This is a genomic window from Micromonospora sp. URMC 106 (genome assembly GCF_051386395.1).
GTDB lineage: Bacteria > Actinomycetota > Actinomycetes > Mycobacteriales > Micromonosporaceae > Micromonospora.
The window spans coordinates 37487-48859 of the sequence record NZ_JBPQTP010000044.1; the positions used below are offsets into that span (position 1 = coordinate 37487).

Sequence of the window (11373 nt, forward strand, 5' to 3'; positions counted from 1 at the left end):
CCCGGCAAAATCACCGCGCATGCCCGCCGGTCGCCCGGTGCCGGCGCGGTGTCCGGCGTAGGGTGGCGTGCGTGGATCAAGAGGACCGAATCGCCCTGTTCCTCGACTACGAGAACCTCGCGCTGGGGGCGCGCGACCACCTCGGCGGCGCGGCCTTCGACCTCCGCCCCATCGCCGACGCCCTCGCCGAGCGCGGCCGGGTGGTGGTGCGCCGGGCGTACGCCGACTGGTCGTACTTCGACGAGGACCGCCGGATGCTCACCCGGTCCCACGTCGAACTCATCGAGATACCCCAGCGCATGGGCGCCTCGCGCAAGAACGCCGCCGACATCAAGATGGCCGTGGACGCGGTGGAGCTGGCGTTCGAGCGCGGGTACATCTCCACCTTCGTGATCTGCACGGGAGACAGCGACTTCACGCCGCTGGTGCACAAGCTCCGCGAGCTGAACAAGCGCGTCATCGGCGTCGGGGTGGAGAAGTCGACCTCGGCGCTGCTGCCGCCCGCGTGCGACGAGTTCCTCTACTACGACCGCCTGGAGGGCGTCGACGTCGCCCCGCCGCGGGCCCGCCGCGGTCGCCCGGCACGGCCGTCCGGTCCGGAGTTGCCGCCGGCGGAACCGGAGCAGGAGCCGGAGGCGCAGCCGGCGGTCGAGGAGGCCGCCCGCGACGTGGACACGCTCGCGGTGCTGGTGGCGCAGACCGTCGCCGGCCTCCAGGGCAGCTCCAGCGGCGAGGTGACCGCCTCGACGCTGAAGCGGACCCTGCTCAGGAAGGACCCGACGTTCAGCGAGTCCGACTACGGCTTCCGCACCTTCGGCGAACTCCTGCGGCACCTCGCCCAGCACAACGTCGTCGAGCTGGGGGAGGGCCCCGCCAAGGGCGACCCCGAGGTCGGCCTGCCCGAGCACGGCGACCGGGAGGTGGCGTTCGGGCTGCTCGGTTCGGTGGTGTCGGACCTGGCCGGCGACGAGGGGGCGGTGGCGCTGTCCGGTCTCAAGAACCAGCTGCGCCGGGCGCGCCCCGACTTCAGCGAGAAGAAGCTCGGCTACCGCAGCTTCCTCCAGTTCTGCAAGGCGGCCGCCACCAGCGGCGTCGTCGACCTGCGGTGGAGCCCGGAGGCCGACGACTACCTGCTCACCCCCCACGCCGCCTGACCACCCGGGGGCCGCCGGGGCCGCCCCGCCGAGCGCCGCCGGGCGTGCACGGACGCGAACTCCTCCGTGGACGTTTGAAGATCGCGCGAAGCGGAGAAGGTGCGCTCGCGCGGGCAGAGCCGCCCGCCGGCTCTCGGGAGGAAGCTCATGACACGGATGGTGCGCGCGGCTGCGCTCGTCGGGGTGGTCGCCCTGGCGGTCAGCGGTTGCGGAGGCGTCGGTGGTGGCGACGAAGGCGGCGGTACGGCCACCAGGGGCACCCTGAGCACGATGGGCTTCGGCCTGTCCGACGAGATCGCCACCACGCGCGTCGACGCGTTCAAGCGCGATCACCCGGACGTCGACCTGAAGATCGTCGAGGGGGCCTTCGACGAGCAGCAGTTCCTCTCCGCGGTGGCCTCGGGCAACCCGCCGGACCTGGTCTACATGGACCGCAAGCTGATCGGCACGTACGCCAAGCGTGGCTCCATCCAGCCGCTGACGGACTGCGTCGAGAAGCAGGGCATCGACATGGGGCAGTACCGGCCCGCCGCCCGGGAGCAGGTCACCCTCGACGGCACCGTCTACGGCATCCCCGAGTTCTCCAGCGTCCGGGTGGTCTACCTCAACGAGGCGCTGCTCCGGCAGGCCGGCCTGACCGCCGACGACGTCAACCTCGGGGACTGGGCGGCGCTGCCCGCGCTGAACGCCAAGCTCGCCACCGTCTCCGGCGGCCGGCTGTCCCGCATCGGCATCGACCCGAAGATCCCCGAGTTCCTGCCGATGTGGGCCAAGGCCAACGGCGTCGACATGATCTCCGCCGACGGGACGAAGGCGAACCTCGACGACCCGAAGGTCGTGGAGGCGCTCACCACCGGCCTCAAGCTGATCCAGGACCAGGGCGGTTGGGGCAAGTTCAAGTCCTTCCGGGACACCTTCGACTTCTTCGGCGCGCAGAACCCCCTCGCCAGGAACCAGATCGTCGCCTGGCCGATGGAGGAGTGGTTCCTCAACCAGGCCGCCAAGAACACCCCGAAGGCCGAGCTGGTGGTCAAGCCGTTCGTCGACCGGCAGGGCAAGCCGGTCACGCTCTCCTCGGGGCAGTCCTGGGTGGTCCCCAAGGGCGCCAAGAACCCGGACGCGGCCTGCGCCTTCGTCAAGAAGGTGACCGCCACCGACACCTGGGTCGCCGCGGCCAAGGCCCGCGCCGACGCGCGCAAGGCCGCCGGCCAGCCGTTCACCGGCGTCTACACGGGCAACGTGGCCGCCGACAAGCGGATCTTCGACGAGCTGTACCAGCCCACCGGCAACAAGCGTTTCGACGACGCGGTGGCCACCATCCGCTCCGTGCAGGACGCCGCGTTCGCCATGCCCGCCTCGCCCGCCGGCGCCGAGTTCGACAAGGCCTGGACGGACGCCGTCAACCGGGTGCTCTCCGGCCAGGCGCAGCCGGCGCAGGCGCTGGCCCGTGCCCAGCAGGAGGCGACCGCCGCGCTGGACAAGGCGTCGAAGTAGGCCCGGGGATGGCCACCGCGACCGTCCCCGCCCCCGCCGGCCGGCGGCGTCGTACGCCGCTGGCCCGGCGGGAGGCGCGCTGGGCGTACGTCTTCCTGGCGCCGTGGATCGTCGGGTTCCTGGTGTTCAACGCCGGGCCGATGATCGCCAGCGCCTGGCTCAGCCTCACCGAGTACGACGTGATCAACGCGCCCCGGTACACCGGCCTGGACAACTACCGGGAGTTGATGGCCGACCCGATGGTGGCCCGCAGCCTGGGCAACACCGTCTACTACACCGTCCTGCACGTGCCGCTGGTGATGGCCATCTCGCTGGGGCTGGCCCTGCTGCTCAAGCGGGTGGGGCGCTTGCAGGGCTTCTTCCGCACCGTCTTCTACCTGCCGGTGATGACCCCGGCGGTGGCGGTCGGCATCCTGTTCCTGCTCCTGCTCAACACCCAGGACGGTGTGATCAACCGGGGCCTCGCCCTGGTCGGGGTCGAGGGCCCGAGCTGGACCACCGACCCGGACTGGGTGATGCCCGGAATCGTCCTGATGAGCCTGTGGAGCCTCGGCTCCACCGTGATCATCTACCTGGCCGCGCTGCAGAACGTGCCGCGTGACCTGTACGAGGCGGCGAGCATCGACGGCGCCGGCGGCTGGGCCCGGTTCCGGCACGTGACGCTGCCGATGATCTCCGGCGCGCTGTTCTTCACCCTGATCGTCAACACCATCGCGTCCCTGCAGATGTTCACCGAGGTCTACACCATGTACTTCGGCAACCGGCAGACGCAGGGCTCGTTCAACAGCGACGCCGCCTCGTTCTACGTCATCCACCTGTTCCAGGAGGCGTTCCAGTTCCTGCACATGGGCTTCGCCTCCGCGATGGCCTGGCTGCTCTTCCTGATCATCCTGGTCATCACGCTCGTGCAGGTGAAGCTCAGCAACCGGTTCGTGTACTACGAGGGAGACCGACCGTGACGGGGGACAGGGGGCGGCGCGGCGTGGGCCGCGCGGGCCGGGCCGAGGAAGGCCGGTCGTGACGGCCGCGGTCGAGCGGACGGTCGCCGCACCCGTACCCGCCGCCGCGCCGGAGGACGTCGAGCGCCGGCCCGCGGCCGGGGAGGCCCGGCGGCCGGTCTGGCAGCGGGTGCTGTTCGTGCTCGCGCTCGTCGGCGCGGCCGTGGTGTTCACGCTGCCGTTCGTCTGGCTGATCAGTGCCTCGCTGCGCCCCCGCGAGTACGTCTTCTCCACCGGGTTCCTGCCCACCCCGTTCGCGCCCGACAACTACGCCGAGGCGTGGCAGGCCGTGCCGATGGTCACCTGGCTGTTCAACAGCCTGGTGGTCGGCGTCGCGGCGGCGGTCGCGGTGACGCTGTCCAGCGCGTGGGTGGCGTTCGGGTTCGCGTACTTCCGGTTCCCCGGGCGGGACCTCCTGTTCGGGCTGGTGCTGGCGACGATGATGCTGCCGTTCGCGGTCACCATGATCCCGACGTACCTGATCTGGTCGGAGCTGCGGCTGACCGACACCCAGGTGCCGCTGTGGGCGGGCAACCTGTTCGGTTCGGCGTTCTACATCTTCCTGCTGCGACAGTTCCTGCTCTCGCTGCCCCGCGAGTATTTCGAGGCGGCCCGGGTCGACGGGGCGAGCTATCCGCAACTGTTCTGGAAGTTGGCCTTCCCGTTGATCCGCCCCGCACTGCTGGTGGCGTTCGTCTTCGAGTTCAAGGCGAGCTGGACGGATCTGATGAAGCCGCTGATCTACCTGCGCAACGAGGAGCTGTACACCCTGCCGCGCGGGCTGAAGGTGGTGCTGGACCGCTTCGGCTACGGCGGCGAGCAGCAGTGGGAGATCGTGCTCGCGGGCAGCGTCATCGCGACCGTGCCGATGCTGGTGCTGTTCTTCCTCGCCCAGCGCCACTTCGTGGAGGGCATTGCCACCACCGGCCGCAAGGGCTGATCCCGTCGGGCCCGGCCCGTCGAGCGGGTCGGGCCGGCCCGACGGGTGGCCGGTCAGGGGATCGTCAGGCCGTACGCGGCGAGGATCTCGGTGATCGGCTGGTAGTAGGTGGTGCCGCCGGTGGTGCAGTTGCCGCTGCCTCCGGAGAGGATGCCGAGGATGGTGCCGGTGGCCGCGACGTAGAGCGGCCCGCCGCTGTCGCCGGGCTCGGCGCAGATGTTGGTCCGGATCAGGCCGGACACGGTGCCCTGGGCGTAGTTGACGGTCGCGTTGAGTCCGGTGACCGAGCCGCAGCGCACGCCCGTCGTGGCGCCGCTGCGGCAGACGGCCTGGCCGACGTACGCGTTGCCGGCGCCGTAGACGGTGAGCAGCCCGGGGTGGGTGTAGACGGCGCTGGGGTGGGCGATCCGGCTGGTGTAGCGGACCAGCCCGTAGTCGTTGCCGGGGAAGCTGGTGGCGGTCCGGGCGCCGAGGACGGTGGTCTGCGCGCCGTCGGCGTACCAGGTCGAGGCGGCGACGGTGCAGTGGCCGGCGGTGACGAAGTAGGCGGTGGTGCCGCTGCGGACGTTGGCGCCGAGCGAGCAGCGTCCGCCGCCGCCGTAGACGGCCTCGCCGCCGGCGATGAGGATGCGCAGCCGGCCCGGCTCCCGGCGCAGCAGCGCCCCGGCGCGCGCGGCGGTCGCCCGCAGCGCCGCCACGTCCCGGGCGGAGACGGTGTCGTCGACGGTCAGGGTCATCCGTCCGGTGGCGGGGTCGAGCCCCCAGGCGGTGCCAGCGGTGCGTACCGCCGCGAGCGTGGCCGCGGCGCGGCCGGGGTCGGCGCGGCCGGGGTCGGCGTGGGCGGGCGCCGGCAGGCCGAGCAGCAGCGCGGCGAGCAGGAGCAGGGCGAGCGGGAGACGACGCATCCGAACCTCCGATAGATTCGCCTCTGTCGATTCCCTAAAGGATCCACCCGCCGCCGGGACCACGCCGCGGTCAGGCGCCGCGCACCCAGTCCACGGTGAACCGGGCGAAGACGATCTGACCCGCGCCGATCTCGTAGAGGTTGCCGACCTCGCCGTTGGCGAGCACCGCCATCGTCGAGTAGCCGGCCGCCCCGGGGCGGACCAGCGCACGGGCCGGCCAACTCGCCCCGTCGTCGGTGGACAGCCGCACCGTCAGGTTCTCCCGCGCCGTCGGGTGCGCGTTGTTGCTGAACAGCGCCGTGCGGGTGCGCACCGGCGCCCCGTTCGCGCCGACCTGCGCCGGGGTCAGGTACGACAGTTCGTCGGCGTTGCACAGCGGGTCGGTCAGCTCGGCGCTGGCCGTCGCGGCCCCGAAGGTGGCGCCGCCGTCGGCGGAGGTCGAGTAGTAGCGGTTCCGGGTGCTGTTGTGCCGCATGTTCTGCACGACCGCGCCGGTGCCGCGTTCGACCGCCTTGCTCTCGTTGATGTTCGCCCCGGCGGAGCCGCCGCGCCGCCAGGTGCGGCCGTGGTCGTCGCTGTAGACGTTGGCGGCGTGGCTGGTGCCGGCCGCGTCCCGGTAGGCGATCGGCTGCACCAGCCGGCCGCTGCTGGTCTGGATCCCGTGCCCCGAGGAGAAGAACACCTGCCGCCAGGTCGGGTCCTTGACCGCCGGGTTCAGCTCCACCGGCGCGCTCCAGGTCGCCCCGTGGTCGGTGCTGGTGACGTACCGCAGGTGCAGGCTGTTCGGGTCGTCGGCCGCGTTGCTGCCCGACGCGCCGGACCAGAAGCTGATGCCCGGGCGGGGCGAGTAGGTGTAGAAGCAGTAGACGGTCCCGGTCACCCGGTCGACGAGCAGGCTCGGGTCGCCGACGCCCTCGCTGGTGGTCGGCGGGGCCAGGATGACGCGGGGCTGCTCGAAGGTGCGGCCGCCGTCGGTGCTGCGGGTCATGGCGAGCTGGATGTTGTTGGTGCCGCCGCCGAGGTCGTACGAGCCGTCGACCCGGGCGTCGGCGACGGCGATGACCGTGCCGTTGCCGGTGACCGCCAGGCCCGGGATGCGGACGGAGGCGGCGGTGCCGTCGTACCGGCCGTTCGGGCCGTTCAGGCCGCGGATGACGGTGCCGCTGCTCATCAGCGTGGTGTGGTTGAGCCGCGGGGTGCCGGGGGCGAGGCCGCAGGTGGCGGTGCCCCGGTGGGTGGTGTCGAAGCCGGTCGCGGTGGTGCGCAGCTCGTACGCGGTGCCCGGCGGGACCGTCCAGAAGTGGACGGTGTTGCCGCCGGCGGGGACGGTGCGGGTCCACGGCGACCCGGACCGGCCGGGCCAGGTCACGGTGAACGTCCGGCTGGTGGCGGTGCGGTTCTCCAGGGCCAGTTGGAGGCGGCCGGTGGTGCAGTCGACGCTCACCAGCGCGGACATGCCGGTGCCGCAGTGGAAGATGCCGTCGACCTGCTCGTCGAGGCCGGTCGGGGTGGTGGTCCGCAGCGTGTACGGGGTGCCCGCCGCCAGGGTCCAGTAGAGCTCGCTGGTGGCGCCGGGGGCCACGGTGCGGGTCCACGGTGAACCGGAGCGGTTCGGCCAGGTGACCGTGAAGGTCTGCGACGCGGTGCTGCGGTTGTCGAGCAGCAGCGTCAACCGGTTGGTGGCGCAGTCGGCGCCGACGGTGGCGGTCACGCCGGCGGGCGCCGCGGACGCGACCCCCGGGGTGGCGAGCGCGCCGGCGACGGCGGCGAGCACCGTGGCGAGGGCGAGGGGTACGGCTCGGGGCAGGGGCACGGGCACCTCCAGGCGTAAGTCATAAGACGTAAGACGTCTGATGAACGTAAGTGCCGTGCCGCTCCGGGTCAAGACATCGACGGAGAGTGGTATGGAACGGGTCCCGGCGGCAGCCGCCAGCGCCCCGGGGCGTCAGTGGCGCGCGGCGGCGGCGTGCCGGAGCGCGTCGAGCAGGCCGCGCAGGGCGGGCTGGTCCAGCGCGGTCTCCCGGACCGCCGCGTGGATCGCCCGGACCGGTCGCGGGTTGCGCAGCGGGCGTACGACCACGTCGGGGTGCGGGCTGTCCAACGCGGTGCGCGGGACCACCCCGACCCCGAGGCCGGCGGCGACGAACGCCTGCGTCGTCGGGTAGTCCTCGCTCTCCACCGCGACGTCGGGGCTGAAGCCCGCGGCGCCGCACGCGTCCAGCACGGCCTCCCGGCACGGGCCGGTGGGCTCGCTGCCGACCCAGGGCTCGTCGGCGAGGTCGGCCAGGTCGAGCGCCGGCCGGGTGGCGAGCCGGTGCCCCGGCGGCAGCACGGCCAGGTAGGGGTCGTCGAGCAGGTGGACGAGTCGCACGCCGTCGCGGGCCTGCCCCCGGCGGTGGACGACGATGGCCAGGTCGGCCTCGCCCCGCTGCACCTGCGGCAGCGGATCGTCGGGGTCGACCAGCCGCAGGTCGACGCGGACGTCCGGGTGGTCGCGGCGGAAGCGGGCCAGCGCCGGCGGCACCAGGGCGGCGCCCGCGGTGGCGAAGTAACGGACGGCCAGCCGCCCGGTGCGCCCGGCCCGCAGCTCGGCGAGGGCGGTCTCCGCCTCCGCGAGGTGCCGGCCGATGACGGCCGCGTGCTCGGTCAGCAGCAGCCCGGCCGCTGTGGGGCGCACCCCCCGGCCGGACCGCTCCAGCAGCGCGGCGCCGGCCTGCTTCTCCAGCGCGGCGATCTGCTGGCTGACCGCGGACGGGGTGTAGCCCAGGTGGGCCGCCGCCGCCGTCACCGACCCGCTGGTCACCACCGCGCGCAGGACCTGCATCCGCCGTACGTCGAGCATGTAGCACACCTTAACAGTGCGACAAAAGCATTCACTTTTCCTATCGGGTTGACCGGGCACGGTGGAGCGCACTCGGCGCCGCCGCGCTGGTGGCCGCGTGCCACTGGGCGGGGCACCGCCTGCCCGCGACCGGGCGACCTGGTGCCGCCTCGTCGTGGCGGCCTTCTTCTGCAACGCCCTGCCGTTCGCGCTGTTCAGACTCGGGCAGACGCTCCGCCCGCCGGGAAACCGCCGCACCCGGTCGCCGCGCCCGGCGCCGCCCGGCCGTAGAAAGGGGCCGACGGCGCCTCGAACGGCGGCGGGGATCCGCGACGATGCGGCGTGCGGTCGGAACCCTGGTGCGGCGTGCGCGCCGGATGTTCGACGTGCCGCCGGCTCCGGCGGCCGGGCCCCTAGGGCAGCGGGACGGAGATGCCCCGGGCGTGGTCGGTGAGGGCCGCGCCGACCACGGTCGCCTCCAGCGGCAGCACCTCCAGGCAGCGCCGCACGGCCGCGGCCATCAGCGCGTTCGGCACCCGCATCGACAGCGTGCAGTGCGGCACCCAGCGCCCCGGCTGATAGTGCTCGACCAGCCCGATCCCGGCCTCGGCCAGCCGGCCGTGCACCTGCGCGTGGTGTGCGAGCAACTCGGCGGTGGGGGTCGGGCCCAGCCAGAGCACGCGGCCGACGAACTGCCCGGCGTGCTGGAAGCTCAGCCGCAGCGGCGCGGCCACCACGGTGTCACGCAGCGCCGCCGCCACCCGCTCCGGATCGAAGCGGGGCGCGACGGCGAGCGACACGTGCGGCCGGTGGCGCTGCTCCAGCAGCGAGCGCATGCTCTGCACGCCCTCGGACTCCAGCGCGTCCCAGAGCACCCGGATCCGTCGGGTGGCGTCGGTGTCCAGGTAGAGCTCCAGCGCCGCGACCACATGATCACTGTAGGGGGCGGTGGTCAGGGCACGACGACGGCCCGGCCCTCCAGCGTGCCGTCGCGCATCTTCCGGTACGCGACGACCGCCTCGTCGAGCCGGAACGTGTTCGACTTCGGCCGCACCAGGCCCCGGGCGCCCAGGTCGAGCACCTCGACGAGTTCCGGCCGGCTGCCCCAGTAGGTGGTCTGGATGCTCACCTCGTACGGCACGCCGAAGTAGCTCACCGGCAGCGTGCCGCCGCCGATGCCGACGATGGTCAGGTCGCCGACGGTGCGGGCGGCGGCGGCGCCGAGCGCGAGGGTGGCGTCGACGCCGACGAAGTCCAGCACCACGTCGGCGCCCCGGCCGCCGGTGGCCCGGCGGATCTCCTGGGCGGTGTCCTCGCCGGAGAGCATGCTCAGGTCCGCGCCGAACTCCTCGCCGAGCTTCAGCGCTTCCTCGCGCGTGTCCACCGCGATCACCCGCGTCGCGGTGGTGGCCTTGAGGATCTGCACGCCCACGTGGCCCAGCCCGCCGACGCCGATCACCACGGCGGTGCTGGTCGGCCCGAGCTTCTCCCAGGAGCGGCGGATCGCGTGGTACGGGGTGAGGCCCGCGTCGGTCAGCGGCGCCGCCGCCACCGGGTCGAGCCCCTCCGGCAGCGGCACCACGTGCCGGGCGTGCGGCACCAGCATGAACTCGGCCATGCCGCCGTCCAGGCCGAGGCCGCCGCCCCCGCCGGGCACCGGCGCCTCGGCGATGTTCTCGCAGTACGGGTCGACGCCCACCCGGCAGCGGGCACAGGTGCCGCAGCCCCACGGGCCGTACACGGCAACGGGCTGGCCCACCGTCAGCCCGGTCACCCCGTCACCGAGGGCGTGCACCCAACCCGCGTTCTCGTGCCCGAGCGTGAACGGCGGATTCCACGGCACCGCGCCCGCCTCGAAGTCGTGCATGAGGTGCAGGTCGGAGTGGCAGGCACCCGCGCCGCCGATCCTCACCACCACCTGCCCGGGACCGGGGGTCGGCTCGTCGACCTCGACCAGCTCGGGTTCCGACTTCCAGTTCGGCAACCGCAGCGCGCGCATGGGATGTCTCCTGTCCTCCGGTCTTCGGCTCCGCCCGCCTGCCCGCTCAGCAACCGGCCAAACGACCCGCCGGATCCCACCCCTTCCGGGTGAGTCGGGCTCACCCCCGCCGGCGCCAGCCTGGCAGGGTTGCGACGGGGGACGATGACGACGTCGGCGACGGAACACCTGCGCGGGCTGGGCTCCGGTCGCCACCCCGACCTGCCGGAGACGGTCGACGGCACCCTCCGGCTCGACCTGCGCGAGAACGGCAGCACGGAGCACTGGGTATCTCACCGTCGCGGACCAGCACGTCGCCGTGACCCGGCGCTGCCACCGGGGTTCGGGCGCATCGAGCTGCTGGACGTCCCGGGGCGCTGGGGCCGCTCCGACGCGTGCGGCCGGGACGGGCCGCCGGGACCCGGGCCCACCGCCCCCGGCTGCGCTGACGGGCGTGGGCCCGGTGTGCGCCAGGCGGGGCGGAGCCAGCCGGAGCGTGCCGTCGCCGGGAGGCGGGACGGTCAGCGCACGGTGGCGGCGTCGGGCCGGCCGTGCGGGGCCGGGCCACTACCAGCCGTGGCGGCCGGGGTCACCGGCCGTACGGGCGGCATGGGTCAGCGCCCGTCGCCGCTGCTCGCGGTGCGGCGACCCGGCTCGGGCGACACCTGGACGGTGCCGGGCGACACCTGCACGGTGCCGGGCGTGACCTGGACGGCGCCCGGCGCCGAGGGCCGCCCGGCCGGAGCCGACGGCGATGCCGGGAGCCGTCCGGACGGCCGGACGGTCGGGTCGGCCTCGGGCCGGTCCGTCGGCGTGGCAGCCGGCGCCCCGGAACGCCCCGGGTCGTCGCGCAGCAGGCGGTCGCAGTAGCCGGCCACCTTGCCGCGCCCGCCGGCCGCGCGGACGAGGTCGCCGAAGACCGGCTTGTCCAGGACGCGGCCCGGATCCTCCCCGCCAGCCCGGTACGCCCGGCACAGCGCCGCCACCGACGCGCTCGGCTCGGGCCGACCGTCCACCGTGGTGGCCGACGCGGACGGCCGACCGGGAGTCGCCGTGGGGGAGGTGGCCGGGGCGGGCGCGGCA

The 11373-nt window shown here is 73.6% G+C and carries 9 protein-coding genes and 1 pseudogene; 4 read left to right on the forward strand and 6 right to left on the reverse strand.

The genetic code is table 11. From position 1 onward, the window contains the following. Nucleotides 1-71: 71 nt before the first annotated feature. The 4 genes from ACSNOB_RS15990 (at nt 72) to ACSNOB_RS16005 (ending at nt 4586) form a co-directional block, all read left to right on the forward strand. A complete protein-coding gene (locus tag ACSNOB_RS15990) occupies nt 72-1154 on the forward strand; it encodes an NYN domain-containing protein (protein WP_393104227.1) in 1083 nt (360 codons plus the stop codon). A 147-nt stretch (nt 1155-1301) separates the two neighbouring features. Further along, nucleotides 1302-2648, forward strand: coding sequence for an extracellular solute-binding protein (locus tag ACSNOB_RS15995; RefSeq protein WP_436687354.1), 1347 nt, complete (start codon nt 1302-1304; stop codon nt 2646-2648). An 8-nt stretch (nt 2649-2656) separates the two neighbouring features. Then, nucleotides 2657-3607 (forward strand): carbohydrate ABC transporter permease, encoded by a 951-nt coding sequence (locus tag ACSNOB_RS16000; protein WP_436687355.1) that lies wholly within the window; start codon nt 2657-2659, stop codon nt 3605-3607. Nucleotides 3608-3665: 58 nt separating this feature from the next. Further along, nucleotides 3666-4586, forward strand: coding sequence for a carbohydrate ABC transporter permease (locus ACSNOB_RS16005; protein WP_436687356.1), 921 nt, complete (start codon nt 3666-3668; stop codon nt 4584-4586). Between the two features lie 53 nt (nt 4587-4639). On the opposite strand, the gene ACSNOB_RS16010 is transcribed toward ACSNOB_RS16005, so the two are convergent. The 6 genes and pseudogenes from ACSNOB_RS16010 to ACSNOB_RS16035 form a co-directional block, all read right to left on the reverse strand. Beyond that, the gene (locus ACSNOB_RS16010; protein WP_436687357.1) at nt 4640-5491 is read right to left on the reverse strand and encodes a S1 family peptidase; all 852 of its coding nucleotides are present in this window, start codon (nt 5489-5491) and stop codon (nt 4640-4642) included. A gap of 70 nt (nt 5492-5561) precedes the next feature. Further along, nucleotides 5562-7304 carry an exo-alpha-sialidase gene (locus ACSNOB_RS16015; protein WP_436687358.1) on the reverse strand — a complete coding sequence of 581 codons (1743 nt, stop codon included), beginning with the start codon at nt 7302-7304 and terminating at the stop codon, nt 5562-5564. 132 nt (nt 7305-7436) lie between these two features. Beyond that, complete coding sequence (locus ACSNOB_RS16020) at nt 7437-8333, reverse strand: LysR substrate-binding domain-containing protein (protein WP_436687359.1); 897 nt, start codon at nt 8331-8333, stop codon at nt 7437-7439. 392 nt (nt 8334-8725) lie between these two features. Continuing rightward, on the reverse strand, nt 8726-9241 hold the full coding sequence (locus ACSNOB_RS16025; protein ID WP_436687360.1) for a 2'-5' RNA ligase family protein: 516 nt from the start codon (nt 9239-9241) through the stop codon (nt 8726-8728). 23 nt (nt 9242-9264) lie between these two features. Next, the gene (locus tag ACSNOB_RS16030; protein WP_436687361.1) at nt 9265-10311 is read right to left on the reverse strand and encodes an NAD(P)-dependent alcohol dehydrogenase; all 1047 of its coding nucleotides are present in this window, start codon (nt 10309-10311) and stop codon (nt 9265-9267) included. A 593-nt stretch (nt 10312-10904) separates the two neighbouring features. Beyond that, a pseudogene (locus ACSNOB_RS16035) lies at nt 10905-11373 on the reverse strand (hypothetical protein); the annotation flags it as partial.